Origin of the sequence: Paenibacillus graminis (assembly GCF_000758705.1) — a bacterium.
Taxonomy (GTDB): domain Bacteria; phylum Bacillota; class Bacilli; order Paenibacillales; family Paenibacillaceae; genus Paenibacillus_AQ; species Paenibacillus_AQ graminis.
Genome location: NZ_CP009287.1, coordinates 4,497,212 through 4,514,128 on the forward strand (window position 1 = coordinate 4,497,212; position 16,917 = coordinate 4,514,128).

12 protein-coding genes and 1 pseudogene are annotated in these 16,917 nt (G+C 53.9%); 2 read left to right on the plus strand and 11 right to left on the minus strand.

Annotated features, from left to right (window positions below):
• Positions 1-450: 450 nt before the first annotated feature.
• Complete coding sequence (locus PGRAT_RS19270; RefSeq protein WP_042267057.1) at positions 451-1,914, minus strand: MFS transporter; 1,464 nt, start codon at positions 1,912-1,914, stop codon at positions 451-453.
• Positions 1,915-2,077: 163 nt separating this feature from the next.
• On the opposite strand from PGRAT_RS19270, the gene PGRAT_RS19275 reads away from it, so the two are divergent.
• Positions 2,078-2,512: a MarR family winged helix-turn-helix transcriptional regulator gene (locus tag PGRAT_RS19275; protein WP_036706066.1), complete on the plus strand. Its 435-nt coding sequence runs from the start codon at positions 2,078-2,080 to the stop codon at positions 2,510-2,512.
• A gap of 120 nt (positions 2,513-2,632) precedes the next feature.
• On the opposite strand, the gene PGRAT_RS19280 is transcribed toward PGRAT_RS19275, so the two are convergent.
• From PGRAT_RS19280 to PGRAT_RS19315, 9 genes and pseudogenes are all read right to left on the minus strand, one after another.
• Positions 2,633-4,342 carry an extracellular solute-binding protein gene (locus tag PGRAT_RS19280; RefSeq protein WP_025707508.1) on the minus strand — a complete coding sequence of 570 codons (1,710 nt, stop codon included), beginning with the start codon at positions 4,340-4,342 and terminating at the stop codon, positions 2,633-2,635.
• A complete protein-coding gene (locus PGRAT_RS19285; RefSeq protein ID WP_025707507.1) occupies positions 4,339-5,736 on the minus strand; it encodes a response regulator transcription factor in 1,398 nt (465 codons plus the stop codon). Before PGRAT_RS19285 ends, PGRAT_RS19280 begins: the two co-directional genes overlap by 4 nt.
• Positions 5,729-7,480, minus strand: coding sequence for a sensor histidine kinase (locus PGRAT_RS19290; protein WP_025707506.1), 1,752 nt, complete (start codon positions 7,478-7,480; stop codon positions 5,729-5,731). Before PGRAT_RS19290 ends, PGRAT_RS19285 begins: the two co-directional genes overlap by 8 nt.
• A 129-nt stretch (positions 7,481-7,609) precedes the next feature.
• Positions 7,610-9,439 carry a type 2 periplasmic-binding domain-containing protein gene (locus tag PGRAT_RS19295; RefSeq protein WP_025707505.1) on the minus strand — a complete coding sequence of 610 codons (1,830 nt, stop codon included), beginning with the start codon at positions 9,437-9,439 and terminating at the stop codon, positions 7,610-7,612.
• 166 nt (positions 9,440-9,605) lie between these two features.
• Positions 9,606-10,499, minus strand: coding sequence for a carbohydrate ABC transporter permease (locus PGRAT_RS19300; protein ID WP_025707504.1), 894 nt, complete (start codon positions 10,497-10,499; stop codon positions 9,606-9,608).
• A gap of 15 nt (positions 10,500-10,514) precedes the next feature.
• On the minus strand, positions 10,515-11,474 hold the full coding sequence (locus tag PGRAT_RS19305) for an ABC transporter permease (protein ID WP_025707503.1): 960 nt from the start codon (positions 11,472-11,474) through the stop codon (positions 10,515-10,517).
• Positions 11,475-11,520: 46 nt separating this feature from the next.
• Positions 11,521-12,189 carry a hypothetical protein gene (locus tag PGRAT_RS32515; RefSeq protein WP_081954757.1) on the minus strand — a complete coding sequence of 223 codons (669 nt, stop codon included), beginning with the start codon at positions 12,187-12,189 and terminating at the stop codon, positions 11,521-11,523.
• A gap of 539 nt (positions 12,190-12,728) precedes the next feature.
• Positions 12,729-13,642 (minus strand): annotated as a pseudogene (locus PGRAT_RS31245) (fumarylacetoacetate hydrolase family protein).
• 20 nt (positions 13,643-13,662) lie between these two features.
• A complete protein-coding gene (locus PGRAT_RS19315) occupies positions 13,663-14,538 on the minus strand; it encodes an SMP-30/gluconolactonase/LRE family protein (RefSeq protein WP_025705487.1) in 876 nt (291 codons plus the stop codon).
• Between the two features lie 175 nt (positions 14,539-14,713).
• On the opposite strand from PGRAT_RS19315, the gene PGRAT_RS19320 reads away from it, so the two are divergent.
• A complete protein-coding gene (locus PGRAT_RS19320) occupies positions 14,714-15,313 on the plus strand; it encodes a GyrI-like domain-containing protein (protein WP_025705488.1) in 600 nt (199 codons plus the stop codon).
• Positions 15,314-15,359: 46 nt separating this feature from the next.
• Here the strand turns inward: PGRAT_RS19320 and PGRAT_RS19325 are convergent, their stop codons facing one another.
• Positions 15,360-16,895: an MFS transporter gene (locus tag PGRAT_RS19325; RefSeq protein WP_025705489.1), complete on the minus strand. Its 1,536-nt coding sequence runs from the start codon at positions 16,893-16,895 to the stop codon at positions 15,360-15,362.
• Positions 16,896-16,917: the final 22 nt, after the last annotated feature.

Sequence of the window (16,917 nt, forward strand, 5' to 3'; positions counted from 1 at the left end):
TCCGGCGGAAATTCCAAGTGGAAAAAGGATCATTCATTTGCCCCAGCACACGGATCTCCGCAGTCTATGTTGGAAAAAGGATCACTGATTCAGCTCATTTCGCTCCCGATTAAGTAAAATCACCAATTAAGTTACCTCATTCTACTTAAATCTCCCATTTGTAGATTTGGAGGGGAAATAAGTTCCCTTTTTCCAACTAGCGGTTGTTCACCTGCTTCTTCGCCAGCGCGGGTTGGAAAAGGCTATCGCCCTTGGCTCCGGAGCTAGCGGAACTTTACCACTCAGCCTCCATGTCTTGCGCTTGGGGTGCTTTTAAGAATCCGCCGGGAACTTCCCCATGAAGATGTCGGCCATGCCAGATGACAAAAAAAGCCTCCCGGCCTGAACTCAGGCTGGAAGGTTTTTGACTTGAATTGGGCTTACGATGTGAGCGGAGAGGCCGAGGGAATCTCAGGCTGCGGCTCTCTTTGCCTTCTTTGCTCTTTTGATCGATATCATCCGCCAGCCTGTCAGCAGCGCCGATACCAGGCAGATAGCCGAAGAGGTCATGAACACGACATGCATGCCGGAGAGAAATACATCCGGACGACCCGGGATAAGGTCGGTTACCCGGTAGCCGGCTTTGCTGCTCATTACGTTGAACAGTATAGAGGTGGCAATGGTGATGCCGACAACCATCCCCACATTGCGGACCAGCGAGTTGACGCTGCCCGCTGAGCCGAGCTGGGTCCGCGGGACGGTGGACATCACCAGTGAGTTATTCGGCGACTGGAACAACCCGCTGCCGATCCCCAGCATGGCAATCCAGACGCCCACCAGCGCGACGGCACTTCCATCATGCAGACGGGCCAAACCAAATTGTGCGATCACCATGACAATCAGACCGGCGAAGGTAAGGAATTCCGAACCGATTTTGTCGGACAATGCCCCGCTCAGCGGAGCGACAATGACCATGGAGATCGGAAACAGCATGAGCAGAAAACCTGCATAAAATGGCGACAGGTTCAGCATGTTCTGCGCATAAAACGGGGCGATGATGTTAAAGCAGAAATTCGCTACGAATACCAGAAAACCGCATAGTATGCTGAGCGAAAATAACGGATTCTTGAACAGGGACAGCTGCAATAGCGGCTGGCTCCGGCGCAGCTCTACAATAAGAAAGACCATAAAAGCTGCGGCTGCGGCCGCCAGCGCCGAGATAATCCGGCTGTCTCCATAGCCGAGCTGCTGTCCGAGCAGCAGGCCTGCAAACAAGGCCACTATAAATATGGCGAACAGCAGGCTGCCGGGAAGGTCAATCTTGGCTTTTACCCGGATCAGATCCTTGGGCAGAACCTTCCACCCCAGCACGATGGCGATCAGACCAATCGGAACGTTCACCCAGAAAATATATTCCCATCCCAAAGAAGAGACGATTATCCCCCCCAGGCTGGGGCCGGCAATACTGCCAAGCGACACAAAGGTACCGATCAGTCCCAGCGCCTTGCCCCGTTCAGTGGCCGGAAAAATATCCGTGACAATTCCCTGGCTGTTGGCCATGGTCATCGAAGCGCCGATTGCCTGAACGACCCGCGAAGCAATCAGCAGCGGCAGGCTTGCGCTCAGGCCGCAGAGCAGCGAGCCGACGACGAAGATAATCGTGCCGATTTTAAAAATCCGGATCTTACCGGCGATATCCCCAAGCTTTCCGAAGAACAGCACGGCTGAGCAAATCGCCATCAAATAACCTGTCGTGACCCATTCCACCTTCGCTACCGGCAGGTGGAGCTGCTTCACGAGTACCGGCAGGGCAATGTTCACAATGCTTCCGTCGAGCGTGGACATAAAGGTGAACAGATTCAGCACGATCAGAATGATCCAGCGTTTCTTCTGGACCGCCGCATCCTCCTGATAAGTAGCAGTCATTGTACTCATGATCAACACCTCTAACTCTTATTCCAAAACTAGTTGCGCCCGCAACCAAACTTCGTCTTCCCAGTGTACCGCAACTTAGTTGCGTGCGCAACTATTTTATTGTACTATTTTAAATTATAAGAAAGTGCCTGCTGTCCGCAGGATTTTAACCAAAGAGGTGTCCATGTTGAATTCAAATAGAGAACCCATCGGGAAGCTGATCTCCCAGCTTTATCGCCAGAATCAAAAGTTTCTGGTCAAAGAACTGCTGCCTTACGGTATCGGCAGCGGCGGACAGCACATCTTTTTGAAGCTGATTGTGAACCGTCCCGGCATTACCCAGGATCAAATGACTAATGAAATGAAATTCGATAAAGCCACAACTGCCCGCTCGGTGAAGAAGCTGGAGGAAGCCGGTTATATTGAGCGGAGAACCGATCCCAAGGACCGCCGCTCTTCCCTGCTGTATCCGACCCCCAAGGCGGTTAAGTTCGCTCCTGTCCTTCAGTCGATCCTGGCAGACTTAGACAGCAAGCTTACCTTCGAATTAACTGAAGAAGAAGCCGACCAGCTTGTTGCTTTGCTTCAAAAGGTCAGCAAAAATTCGGCCAATCTATGAATATGCCACAATATTTTTTGATTCTGGCAATATGAAAGCTTGAACTGTGACGAACTGGCCATCGATTACTAAGGCGATGTAGGAGATGCGTGGGAATGAGTTAACCACGCCCCTACATGTTCAAGTTCCTGCTGATTCTGATTCCTGCCTCCCCGCATCCCTGCTGTTCACAATCTGCGCCACCTCTTGGGTAATGGCATCGCCGCCCAGGCTCTTCCACTTGGCTGCAAAGAGGTCAAAATCGCTGAGCGGTGAATCGCCGACAATAATGTTCAGGAAGGTCTCGCTCTCCAGCTTCTGCAGCTCGGGCCAATGGCTCCGCATATGCATTGTGCTTCCGTAAAAGACACTGCGCACTCTCTCTATAGGGGTTGTGGATAATACAGAGACTCCGTATTTGTAGGCATTGGCCGCTTTCCAGCCCTCCAGATTTTTTTTGGGCTGCTCCTCATCGGCAAGCCAGAGATCATACAACAAATGAGTGTCCGGGTCCAGAGCATCCGGATCAATCTTGCCATGGAGTGCCTGCTGCATATCCGCATAATGCTTCTCAATGGCATCTGTATAATCAATCAGCAGATCGAAAGGATAATACGCCCTCGGCTGGATGCCGGTCTGCGCCGAGAAATCATCCAGGCTCCGGACCGCCTCCAGATTCGGATCTCTTCGCCGTTCCAGCCGGGTGAACGCATTCAGCAGCTTCACCACAGCTTCGGGATGCTCATAGCCTTTGCGGACGACAAGATAGCGGTCGGTGACCGGAGCCATATGAGTTACGAATTTGCCTGAGGCATCAAGCGGGGCGGCAAAGGCCCTCCATTCCGCCCTGGTATCCAGGGCAACCGCTTCCGACAGGGGATAATAGGGCATCCACCACGGGCCGAAGAACATCCCCGCTTTGCCGGAAATAATCGGCTCCTGCGTTTCCTTATACAGGGCAAAGTCCGGGTCAATCAACCCCCGCTTATACCAGTCGGCCAGCTTGCCCAGCGCTTCCTTGGCCTCCGGGGTGATCGAACCATAGACAATGTTGCCCCGGCTGTCCCTGATCCAATTGGTAGGGAACGCATGTAATGCGCTGAACAAGGTGTCCAAGCCGTTGACATGGGGCTTCGTGCCGTACACGATATTGTTGTATGCGCTAAGGCCAACGGTATCCCGCTTCCCGTTGCCATCCGGGTCTTGCTCGATAAACGCCTTGGCGATGGCTTCAATATCTTCAAAGGTGCGCGGAGCCGGCAGCTCCACCCGGTCCAGCCAATCCTGGCGGACCCACAGCAGGGACGGCGAATCCGCATGGATCGCCACGTTGGGCAGGCCATAGAGCCTGCCGTTCCGCATTCCATCCTGAGGCGCTTCGCCCTGGGTCGAATCGTACATATCCTTGATCAGCTCAGACCCGTACTCCTTATAGGTTTCGGTGAGATCCGCAATCATATCGCTATCGATCAATTTTTTCAGCTGGTCCCTGTCCACAACCATTGCGTCAGGCAGATCGTTGCTGTCGATGGCCAGCTGCGCTTTTTGCGTAAAAGCTTCTTCCCCTTTCGCTTCCCAGGAATGAATGACCTTGATATTCGTCAGACTCTCCAAGTAGCGGGAAATCGGATTATTATCATTGCTGTCTCCCGTATTGAGCCGGGAGTCGGGCACTTTGAAGCCGATCCGCATCACTACCGGCTCTTCATATCTCCCGTAAGCAGCAGATTCCGCCTGAGTTGCCCGAGTGTCTGTACCCCCTGAGCCTGCGGCTGGGGCATTCCCCTCCCGGCAGGCCGCGAGGCAGACCAGCGCCACAGCCGGAAGAACATATTTGACGGCTCTGTTCACCGCTCCATCCCCTCCGCACGGTATTCGCTTGGCAGCTTGCCGACATGTTCACGGAACAGCCTGCTGAAATAGCGGTCATCCTCAAAGCCTGATCTGCCGGCGATTTCGCATATCGGATCATAAGTTTCCAGCAGAAGAGTCTTGGCCAGCTCCAGCCGCATGCCCCGGAGGCTCTCGCCGAAGGTTTCACCGGCAAAACGGGCAAAGCACTGGCTGAAGTAGCCGCGGCTCATGTTGATCTCGGCGGCGACATCGCCCTGGTTGATCTTGTCTCCGGCATGGGTCCTCATGTAGCGCACCGCACGGATCAGGCAGAATACTACCTCTTTGCTGAGCCCCAGCTCAAGCATCCGCTGCTGGGCACACCCGGAAAACTGCCGCAGCCAGCTTTTCCATTGGCCCCAGTTCAGGTTCCCGGCAGCAGAGGCTTTCAGCTGTGCCGCTTCTTCAGCCTTCAGGAGCAGTCCGCTCCAGTCATGGAGCAGCAAGTGGCTGAAGGCCGAAATCTGTTCCTGCGCGGGCTGCCTCTGCTGCACCCCGGCTGTAAACCCCTCCCAAGCCTCCCGGTCCAGGGTCCATCTCAGATTCTGCGCCTCTGACAGCATATCTTCTCCTGCAGGCAGCCGTTCCCCGGCTATTCGTTTCAGCCCGCCAAAATCCAGCCTGGCCGGCTCCTCAGCCCCGCAGTAATAAAACAGCGCATGCCGGACAGTCTTGCCCAGCACTTCCTCTGCCTCCTGAAGCAGCTGATTCTTCAGTCCGCTCACCAGCGCCGCTTGCCAGCCTCCGCCCAGCACCGTTTGGAGTTCCCGGCAGGTTTCGTTGTCCGGATACCGGCTGAGCAGCGGCGTCATCCACATGTTCTGAAACGCAATCAGCGGATTATTTTTTGTTACCGACAGCCGAAACAGCTCTTCTTCATTGCCTCCCGGCAGCTGCGGAAGATAGAGCAGCGCGAGATCAGCAGCCATCACCTTGCCTTCTCCACGCGCCAGCAACTCCCGGGTGCTGTCTTCCCATTTCACCCGCTCGACCAGGCGGCGGATGGTCTCATCGGCGTTCTCCACTTCCAGCAATGTTTTGACAATATAATCAACCGCTCCCAGACGCATCGCCTCCTGCACATAATCAAACTCATGATGGCAGGTCAGCACAACACAGCGAATGGCCGGATAACGCTGGCGGACCTGCCGGATCAGCTCGAAACCGGACATGCCTGGCATGGTCAGATCCACAAACAGCAGGTCTGCTTCCTGCTCCCGGAGGAGCGTAAGCGCCGCGTTGCCGTCTCCCGCCTCGCCGACGATCACCACTCCGAAGGACGACCAGTCAATCAGCGAGATGAAGCCTTTGCGCACCAGACGCTCATCATCGACTACAACAGCTTTAATCATCGAAGTCCTCCTTGCCTTTTATGGGGATGATAATGGATACGGTGGTTCCTTCATTTGCAGCGCTATGGATTTGCAGTGTCATCTGCTCTCCGTAATACGTTCTCAGCATACGCATGACGTATGAGAATCCGATTCCAAGCCCGCGCCCCGTTACCCCGTCATCCGAGAGCAGTTCTGCGATCCGGGCTTCATCCATGCCGGTTCCGGTATCCCTGACACACAGCTGCACTTCCCCGGGGCCATGCGCCGTAATAATCACATCCACTCTGCCGTTGTCGTTAAGGCCGTGATAAATCGAGTTTTCCACCAGCGGCTGCAGCAGGAACCGGGGGACCGCTGCGCCCAGCACTGTCTCATCCGCCTGCACGTTGAACTCAAATTCATAGTCATAGCGGATGCGCTGCAGCTCCATATAATTGCGTATCGCTTCAATCTCCTCCCCGATCGTAACAATAATACTCTGCTTGCCGAGGTTATAATGGAGTACCTTCACCAGCAGCGTCACCAGCTTGTCGATTTCCTTCTGGCCGTTCAGGCGGGCCAGCCATTGTACCGTATTCAGTGTGTTATGCAGAAAATGGGGGTTGATCTGACTGAGCAGCTTCTCGATTTCGAACTGGCTTTTCTGCTTCTCATTGCGGGCTACAGCCAGAATCAGCTCATTGACCTGATCCTTCATCTGCTGGAAGTTCATCAGCACGAAGTCGAACTCCGCAACGTTCGTAAAAGCCACCGGAGCCGTTACATTCTCCGCCATCCGGATAATTTCGAGGTTCACCTTGCGCAAAGGGCCGTAGATCCTTTTCCAGATCAGCCAGGCCAGCATTCCGGCAAACAGCAGAGTCGAAAGGGCGAGCAAAATCATTTTGTAGAACCAGGAAGAGATTTCACTGCTATATACTGATTTCTTAACCGCGGCCATAAGCTTCCAGCCCTGCGGACTCTCGTAGCGGAACAGATGATAGCCATCCAGCACCTCATGGGCAGGACCCTTGCTTGCCCGGGCTGCTTCCACAACAGATGCAGGCAATTCACCGTCAATCACATGAACATCCTTGTTATTCTGGTTGACCAGCAGATGATTCACCTGCATCCCGTAAGCCTGCGGATTGAAGATTTTGCGCAGCAGGCTGTAATTCGTCTCCAGATAGATGTACAGCTCATGCCGGCCGTTCACACGGACGATCCGCCGCTCCGAAAAAACTACATTGTCGCCAACCGCATACATCGTTTCGTGCGGCCCGTAATAATCAGCCCCGTTGTAGCGCATAAAGGACGGAAGCCTGCCAAGATCGAAATCCCGCCGCGTACTCATATTAGTGAACAGAACAGGGTCATCGCTGCCTGGCATAATATATGCCGTTAAGCCGATGTAAGGATTGGTGAAGTTGACGAGATTGATCTTCTGGTTGATTGAATTCATGATCCGGGATTTGCGGTAAATCTGTTTCTCCTCCAGAAAGGAAGACATCTCTTCCACGATTTGACCATCCAGCGCAAACTGCTTCGAGGCAAAATCCAGATTATCGATGGCGTTCTCCAGGATCAGCGCCTCCTGCTGCAGGCTTGCCCGGATGCCGCTGCCGATTTTGCCGGAAAGAATGGAATAAATCGATGTATAGGATACTATTCCGACTATAAGCAGCGGGAGCAGCGTTCCGACGAGCAGATATATCACCAGCGTCGTCCGCAGCGATTGGCCTGCCGGAGTCTGCCGGAGCGCTTTCCTTTTGAGTATCCGCACGTCCTTCTTCTCCTCCAATGAAAGCGTTTCACCTAGTACTCCAAGAATACCAGATTTATCTTAATTCGAACAGAATAAGGCAGAGCAGCTACCTCACCGCCCTGCCCTGCTTCTATTTGCCCGAGTGGCTTACTTCACACTTTTGCGGGCTTCGAACAGCTCTTCCGCTTTTTTGACCGAGAAGTCCATCACATCGGCATAGCCGAGTCCGTTCACTTTATCATGCATTTCTTTGTTCAGCTTGTCGTATTCCGCCTGATTTTTGGCAAAAACCATCTTCCAGGAAATCTGCTGAATCACGGTTCCAATCTGCTTATTCTTCTGCTCCAGCGTTTTGTCCATCGTCAGCGGTGCTTTACCGGTGAAGCCCTGAGGCGCAACGGCAAGCCGTTTATTTTTCTCAAAATATTCCTTCGCTGTCAGCACGCCCATCTTTGCTCTCCAGTCGCTATCGAGCTTCGTAGGGTTGCGCTCCAATGATGTTGTCCATAAGTTATGGTCATAAGGCTCGCTGGTCTGCGGATTCACCATTGCGGGCACAATAAACGAAAAGTTCATCTGATTCGAGCCATAGTAATAGTCGCCGCCTCCGTATTCATCGGGAACCTTCGTGTTCTGCTGATCCGCGTACGCCTTCCAACCGAAATCGGTAACTACCGGCTTGCCGCTGCTGTCAATATCCCAGGCCAGCCCCTGCGGTCCGTTCGGTACCGCCGTTCCGCTGCCTGCCGAGATCATCGCGCCTTCAGGCGTATACATCCAATTGAGGAATTCCATAATCCGCGCAGGCTCCTTGGCTTTCGCGCCGATCGCGATGATGCCATTCCCGCCGTAAACGTTGAAGCCTGTGGAATACATCAGCTCATCCTTGAACGGTACAAGTGCGAAGCCCTTGCCTTCTGCTGTTCTTTCCGGCGTATTGTAGTTGGCAGCGCCCAGCCACGGGAACCAGGAGAAAAGCAGACGGCCATCCTTATACTTGGCCACCACATCATCAAATTTCTGCGTCAGCGAGTCGGGGTCCAGCAGCCCCATCTGGTTCGCCTCGTAATACAGCTTGAGCGATTTCATGTACCAGCTGTCCCCGGAGATGAAATCATAATATTTCTCTTCGTCCGCTTTGACATAAAGTGCTGTGTCGGGAATTTCGTCATAGCCCGTCATATTCGCGAACTGCTTTGCCAGCGTCATTTTATAGTTGCCGTCCCAGTCGGACCAGAGCGAGAAGGCATAGGTTTTTTTCCCCTGCTCATTCTTGGGTTCAAGCTCCTGCATCTTCTTCAGCACCGGCAGATAATCCTCAATGGTGCTGATTTCCGGAGCACCGGTTTGCTGATACAGATCCCAGCGCAGATCCGGTCCCCAAGTCATATCTTTTCCTTCGGAAGGTCCCGAGGGATTCGTGGCAACACTGTTCCCGATGCCGTACACCGCGCTGCCCCCGCCAAAAGCAACCTTTGCTTTCTCTACGGCTTTCGGAAACTGCTTCGTGATATCCGTACCGTATTTATCCAGCAGCCCATCCCGGGTCCAGTCCAGCAGCAGCTTGCCTTTGATCGCATTCGGATAATGGTTCTTGTCGTCCCCGAAGACAATGATATCGCCGAGATTGCCGGAGGCCATCATAGCGGAGATTTTGGTGTCCCCGCCGGTTAAATTGGAGGCGACAATGTCCAGCTCGATGTTGAACTTGTCTTTGATAATTTTGGCGAACCAGCCGGTCTGCGGCCCTGCATAGTTGGCAGTGGTAGAGAATACTGTCAGCTTCAGCGGCTTGGAATGGTCGAGCGCCCCGTCACTGGGCACTGCGGACCCAGCCGCAGCATCCGTCGCTTGAGCCGCCGGCTTGCCGGTGCTCTCTGCCGTGTTCGTCTTGCCTGAGTTTCCGTTACCTCCGCCGCAGGATGCCAGCACCAGCACCATGCTCAGCAGAATGAGCGGCAGCTTTTTAAATTTCATGGCTTCATACCTCCTAAAAGTTTTGTGAGCGTTGCTTGCTAGAAAGTCTTCGTACAAAACTCGATTCGAACGGCATAGACTTAAGTATTGTGAGCGTCGCATGCTTGAATTACTTCATACAAAACCCGCTTCGAAAGCATTGACTTAAGGCTGGTGGACACACCGGTCAGCCTTTGACGGCACCGATCATAATGCCCTTAACAAAAAAACGCTGGAAAAACGGATACACGATCAGAATCGGCAGCACAACGATCATCGTTACGGTCATCCGGACGGAGGTCGGTGTCTGCATGTTCTGCACGCTGGCCGCCATATCCGGGGAGCTGCGGATGAGTGCAGCCAGCGAGCTGGACTCATTCAGATACCGCCAGAGCAGGAACTGCAGCGTGTAATATTTGGTATCCGTCATCAGAAATGCCGTGTCAATGAAGGAATTCCACTGGTTGACTGCCGAAAAAATCGTAATCGTCGCCAGAATCGGAGTAGTCAGCGGGACGATGATGCTCCAAAAGGACCGCAGAACACCCGCCCCGTCCATCGCTGCTGACTCCTCCAGTGAAGGCGGAACAGCCTCCACGAAGGTTTTGACGAGAATGATGTTGAATGGAGTAATGATTGTCGGCAAAATATAGGCCAGATAATTGTTGGTCAAGTGCAGATTGTGCATGGTGATGTACCAGGGAATCAGCCCTGCGCTGAAATACATGGTGACGACAACACTGCGGTACCAGATCTGCCGGCCCCACATCTCCTTCTTCGTGAACAGATAGCCGAGAAAGGCTGAAGCGCCCACGGTGAGGAAGGTGCCCGCTAGGGTCCGATATACAGACACCAGCGCCGCATGGCTGAGTCCGCTGATCCGCAGCACCTTCGAGTAGTTGTCAAAATGGATCTGCTGGGGGTAGAACTTAATGTCACCCGCCGCGCTGAGATCATTCGAGCTGATGGTATTGATGAAGAGGTAATAGAACGGGTAGATGCAGCTCAGGGTGAACACACCGAAGAGCACATAGATGATTCCCTGGAACAGGGCATCGCCGGGCTTCAGCTTTTTTAGCAAATGGAATCACCTTCCTTAAATGATCGACTCATCGCGCACTACCTTGGACAGCGTATTGGCCGCAAACAGCAGGATGACACTGACGACCGACTTCAGCATACTGACCGCCGTGGCGAACGGAAAATTGTTGGCAAAAGCGATGTTATACACATACAGGTCCAGCACTTCTATCGCATCCTTGTTCATCGCATTCTGGAAGGCAAAATACTGCTCCATGCCGTTATTGACAAAATTGCCGATGGAGAGCAGCAGCAGCACGAAGAAGGTCGGGATGATGCCGGGAACGGTGATGTGCCAGATTTTGCGGAACCGGCTGGCCCCGTCCACTTCCGCCGCTTCATACAGCTCCTGGTCTATGCCGGCTATCGCCGCCAGGTACAGGATCGCACCCCAGCCAAGGGATTTCCACCAATACCAGGCAATCATGGTCAACCAGACATGAGAGCTGGAAGCCAGAAAATTGAATTCCTCATTCACGATCCCCAGCTGCACCAGAAAGTGGTTCACAACACCGTTATCCACGGAAAACAGTGAAAAGGCCAGCGCATAAACGAGAATCCAGCTGATAAAATTCGGAATCGTCGTCAGGGTCTGCACAAATTTCCGGTACCAGCCCGCCCGTATCTCCGTCAGCAGGATGGCAAAAATGACCGGAAAAACCGAGGTGACCAGCCCCAGTGAACTCATCGCCACCGTATTTTTCAGCACGCGCAGCACCTCCCCGGTCTGCGTGGGATTGGCAACGAGGGTGCGGAACCACTTCAGCCCGACATAGGGTGTGTCCGACAGCGGAATGCCGGGGATGAAATCATAGAAGGCGTAGATCCACCCGCTGACCGGCAAATAATAGAACACAAAGGTCACGGCAAGAAAAGGAAGCGCCAAAAGAAACAGCTTGTATTTGTTCTGCAGTTTCCAACGGGATGGCCGGACCGGTTCCACGCCGCGAAGCAGCTCGCCTGAAGGTACCCCCATATTGAATCTCCTCTATCCAGATTTTTGTTTGCGCTTTCATCTTAGACTAAAAAACCTCCCTCCCGGGAGAGAGGCCGGAATGGCCTTCTGGGAGAGCGGTAATACAGTTTCGGACGATTTTCACAGGCGAGCGGACGAATTTCCTGCTGCCGCCTTTCTGATCCTCCCTGTGAGGGCTAAAGAAAGGCTGGTCTGCCTTTGTATCCAGGCAGACCAGCCTACGGCACTCCAACAACGGCAGTTCTGCCGTTGTTTCTGCACAAACCCGCCTACGGCGCTCCAACAACGGCAGTTTTGCCGTTGTTTCTGCATAAACCCGCCTACGGCGCTCCAACAACGGCAGTTTTGCCGTTGTTTCTGCACAAACCCGCCTACGGCGCTCCAACAACGGCAGTTTTGCCGTTGTTTCTGCACATCCCCGCCTACGGCGCTCCAACAACGGCAGTTTTGCCGTTGTTTCTGCACATACCCGCCTACGGCGCTCCAACAACGGCAGTTTTGCCGTTGTTTCTGCACAAACCCGCCTACGGCGCTCCAACAACGGCAGTTCTGCCGTTGTTTCTGCATAAACCCGCCTACGGCGCTCCAACAACGGCAGTTCTGCCGTTGTTTCTGCACAAACCCGCCTACGGCGCTCCAACAACGGCAGTTTTGCCGTTGTTTCTGCACATCCCCCTAACGGGGCCCGTTCAAAAAGTTTGTGTAAGAAGTGCACGTATCTTCTTTACGCTTCATTAGTTGTTTAGGTGGAAAAAGTATAACTAATTTGCTTGAGCATCGAGCAACCCGGCAGGCTAAGTGGAAAAAGGCACACTAATTCAGCCCGTTTCGCTCCATATAAGGGAAAATTGCTAAATTAAGTTCCTTTTTTCCACTTAAATCTCTCGATTGTTGATTTCTTAGGAATTTAAGTTCCTTTTTTCCACTTGGCTTGCCGCTTCGGCGCTCCAACAACGGCAGTTCTGCCGTTGCTTCTCCCCCTACAGAAGATCATCATATTTTTCCTAAGTAACTTAAAATATCCCCACGAGCGGGGCCTTTGCGCTGGGCCTTTATGCTGGGCCTTTATGCTGGGCCTTTGCATGGAGCTGATTCCGGTACTTTGCGGGGACCCCGATTTATACTTTCTGATATGTAAAAAAAGAGCCGTTCATCTGCAAGCTCCGCAAATGAACAGCTCTTTTACATCCATCTCATCAATACTGCTGCTGCCTGATTACAGCAGCCAGTCTAAGCAATGCTATACTGACCGGCTTAAGCTTCTTCCGCAACCATCCGGTTCGTCAGCCTTCCCAGCTTTTCTATCTCCACGGTAACCTCGTCACCCGGTTGGAGGTAGACCTGCTTCTCCGGCGGATACCCCATCATGACACCCTCCGGAGTTCCGGTAAGGATGATGTCACCCGGCGACAGGGTCATGCAGCTGGAGATGTAGCTGATGATCTGCCTGCAGCCGAAAATCATGTCCGAGGTGTTGGAGTCCTGCCGGACTTCTCCGTTCACTGAACAGCTAATGCGCAGAAATCCGGGATCGCCAACCTCATCTTCCGTTACTACATAAGGCCCGGCCGGCGCAAACCGGTCGCAGGATTTGCCCGCCAGCCACTGGCTGGTGCGCGTCTGCAGATCACGGGCGGACAGATCGTTGGCGGCAAAATAACCGAACACTGCATCAAGCGCCTCTTCCTCGCTTACGTTTTTGACCGTCCTGCCGATCATAATGCCCAGTTCTGCTTCATAATCGACCTTCTGCGTCGAGCTTGGAAGCGGTACTTCCATGCCGTGACCGGCCAGGCTGTTCGAAAACTTGCTGAAAAGAATCGGGTATTCCGGCAGCGGCATTCCGGTTTCTTCAGCATGTCTGCGGTAATTCAGCCCGATGCAGATGATTTTGCCGGGATGGCTGTACACGGTGCGAATTCAAGCAAGGTTTCATCTCTGTAAAAAGCCTTCGCTCCTTCATCATGATAAGGCAGCGTGCCGGCAAATTTACGCAGGCTGCCGAGCGCCGCTTCCCCTCCATCGAGCAATTCTCTCAGCGTTGCCGGAACAGCCTCCGCTGCCAGCTGCGGCAGTGGATTCAGCGCCGCCGCCACATCCAGAATGCCCTCTTCCCTCTTCACACCCAGCCGCAGGTTGCCTGATTCCCAAAAATTCATTAGCTTCATCTGTGCCTCTCCTATCTGGTTTAACCTGCAAAACGATTCGCCGTCACTCCCCTGATGCCCGTATTTGCCTTGAACAGCCCGCCTGCAAGCGGCCACCGCTGCAACTCCTCAGGACTCATACCGCCACGTGCCGAAGTAATATACAGCTGATCCAGGTGCTCGCCTCCAAAAGCGCATGAAGTTACGAGCGGTGCAGGTACTTCAATTTTTCCAAGCTGTTCGCCGGTGTGGGGGTTCCAGCGGGAGACACAGCCGCCGTTCCAATGGGCCACCCAGATCATTCCCTCGCTGTCGATGGTCATTCCATCCGGTCCGCCCGCACCTTCCGGGAACCGCACCACTGTTCTGCGTCCGCTGACCGTGCCGTTCTGCAGATCATAATCCATTACATCCACGCCCCGGGTCAAGGTATCAATGTAATACATCAGTCCGCGGCTGTCATCCCACGCCAGGCCGTTGGAGATGCCGATCCCCGACAGTGCCTTCCGCACTTTGCCTCCAGGCTCCATCACATATAAGCTTCCCGCATCCCGCTTGTCCTCCATGCTCATGGTGCCGAACCATAGTCTGCCCTTGCTGTCGCATTTCGCATCGTTCAGCCGGTTGCCGGGAAGATCTTTCTCTACTTGAGCCAGCAACTCCAAAGACTGATCTTCCTGAAATTTGTAAATCCCATCCTGCAAAGCCACCACCCAGCCGCCGCTAACTGCGGGAACAGCCGCGCTGATCTTTTGCCCAAAAGCATAAATCCGCTCGCTGAGTGTCACGGGGTCGACAATCCGCAGCTGTCTGCCATCAATATTCACCCAATACAGCCGGCCAGCCTCTGAATCCCAATGAGCCCCCTCGCCAAGCTCCGCTTGTACGTCCAATATCATTTCAGCCTGTATAATCACTGGTAATCCTCCTAACTCCACTCCAGAATATGACACCATTCTCTTCATTCTACCTGTGCAGAGTATAATTATCCACTATCCGCCGACCTGACAGACACCTGTCCAGTTTCACATGATATTCTGAAGTTAGGCATGAATTCAAAGGATAGCCACTAAAAAATACGGAGGGATACTAATGAAATACGAATGGAAAAAACAGGACAAAGCGCTGATTACGGTACCCGAATACAACTACTTCATGCTGAAGGGTGAAGGTAACCCAAACAGTGAGGACTTTGCCCAGGCGGTGGGTGTGCTCTACTCCCTCACTTATGCGATCAAAATGCTGCCCAAAAAAGGTCCGGCACCGGAAGATTACTATGAATACAGCATTTTCCCCCTGGAGGGAGTATGGGATCTCAGCGAAAAAGGCCGCAGCCAGGCAGCCCTCGACAAAAACGAATTGGTGTACACTATAAAGATCCGGCTACCGGATTTCGTCACCCCGGCTCTTGCCGGCGGTATTCTGGAGAAGGTGCAGGGCACGAAGCCGCACCCATTGCTGCAAAAAGCCGTCTTCGGCAGTTCCGAAGACGGCCTATCTGTCCAAATGCTGCATACAGGCCCTTATGATGAGGAACCTGCAAGCTTCAGGAAGATGGAACAATACTGCGCGGAGCATGGACTGCGGCGGCTCTCCAAGACCCACCGGGAAATTTATGTCACGGATGCGCGCCGAACACAGCCCGGGAAGCTGAAAACCGTGCTGCGTTTCCTGGTCGCAGAAGAGAAGTAGTCTGCAGCCGGTCTGCCTGCCGGACTACTCCGCCCCGCAGGCAGCATCAGTGTCCGGAAGGCATCTGCCCTTCAGCCGAAGCATCCATCTTCTGGCGGCCCATGAAGCAGGCGGCCAGAAGTGCCAGAAGCGCAGGTAGAGCAGCCCAGGCGAAGGTGCTGGTAATGGAGAATGACAGCCCGTCGGTAATTTTACTCAGAATTTCCGGCGGAATCTGTGCCCGTGTCTCCGGGGAGAGCAGCGCATGCGGGTCCTTGAAATCCAGCGCGCCGCCAGGTGCGGCTCCGGCAGTCCCCGTGAATACTTCGGTCAGCTTCGAGCTGAGATAATGGCTCTGAATGATCCCGAAGGCTGTGATTCCGATGGTCATCCCAAGCGAACGGATGAAGTTCAGCGTTGCGCTGGCCGAGCCGCGCTGCTGGGGGGTCAGGCCATGGATTGCGGCCGTACTGAGCACCGAGAAGGAGGCGCCGACTCCGAGTCCGATGAGGATCATATAGAGCGTGACGAGAAGGCGCGAGGCATCCGGTGCCAGGGTCGCTACAAGACCCGTACCGAGTACAAGCAGGGCCAGTGTGGGCACCATCAGGCTGCGGTAGCTGGTCTTGGCCATCAGGAACCCTCCGGTAGAGGCGGTAATGACCGAGGCGACCATCATCGGCAGCAGCACCAGCCCGGAATTCGTGGCCGAGCCGCCCAGCACGCCTTGGATGAAAATTGGAATATACACCGAGGCGGCGATAAATGCCGCACCGCTAAACAAGGCACATAAAATGCTGGAGGCATATAATCTCTGTCTGAATAAGGCAAAAGAGATTATGGGTTCCTTGGCCTTCGTCTCTGCGAACAGGAACAGCACCGCCAGTACGGCAAACGCCGCGAATAAGCCCAGGATCAGCGCGGAGTTCCAAGCATACTCTTTGCCGCCCAGTTCGAGTGCGAACATTAAGCTGATTACAGCGCCCAGCAATGTTCCCGCACCCGGCCAGTCAATGGGCTGCTTCGAATGCTCCACCGATTCCCGGTAGAAGCTGACCACCATAACAAATGCGATTACTCCCAGGGGAAGGTTGATATAGAAGACCCACTGCCAGGCAATGTGATCCGTAATGTAGGCTCCGAGAAGCGGCCCAAAAATGCTGGACAGCCCGAACACCGCACCAAAGGCGCCGCCCAGCTTGCCGCGTGTCTCCAGCGGAACAGCGTCGAACATAATGGCAAAAGCAATGGGCACCAGCGCGCCGCCGCCGATTCCTTGAAGGGCCCGGTAAGCTGCCAGTTGGGTGATGGTGTCTGCGGTCCCGCACAGGGCTGAACCGGTCATAAATACAATGATCCCGAAAATGAAAAATTTTTTGCGCCCGTACATATCAGACAGCTTGCCGAAAATCGGCATCCCCGCCATCTCGGCAACCAGATACGCCGAAGTAACCCAGACGAATTTGTCCATTCCACCCAGCTCACCAACGATGTTGCCCATGGCTGTGGCCACGATCGTGCTGTCCATGGAGGCCATCAGGATGCCCAGCAGTAAACCTGCAATAACAATGCCGAGATTCGGCGTTTTTTGAGCTGAGCTCATAGGACCCACTCCTTATTTTTTA

Excerpts from the sequence above, each read along its gene's own strand:
- PGRAT_RS19305 (WP_025707503.1), bottom strand. The coding sequence starts at position 11,474 with ATGGGGGTACCTTCAGGCGAGCTGCTTCGCGGCGTGGAACCGGTCCGG.
- PGRAT_RS19285 (WP_025707507.1), bottom strand. The coding sequence starts at position 5,736 with ATGATTAAAGCTGTTGTAGTCGATGATGAGCGTCTGGTGCGCAAAGGC.
- PGRAT_RS19270 (WP_042267057.1), bottom strand. The coding sequence starts at position 1,914 with ATGAGTACAATGACTGCTACTTATCAGGAGGATGCGGCGGTCCAGAAG.
- PGRAT_RS19320 (WP_025705488.1), top strand. The coding sequence starts at position 14,714 with ATGAAATACGAATGGAAAAAACAGGACAAAGCGCTGATTACGGTACCC.
- PGRAT_RS19325 (WP_025705489.1), bottom strand. The coding sequence starts at position 16,895 with ATGAGCTCAGCTCAAAAAACGCCGAATCTCGGCATTGTTATTGCAGGT.
- PGRAT_RS19295 (WP_025707505.1), bottom strand. The coding sequence starts at position 9,439 with ATGAAATTTAAAAAGCTGCCGCTCATTCTGCTGAGCATGGTGCTGGTG.
- PGRAT_RS19275 (WP_036706066.1), top strand. The coding sequence starts at position 2,078 with ATGTTGAATTCAAATAGAGAACCCATCGGGAAGCTGATCTCCCAGCTT.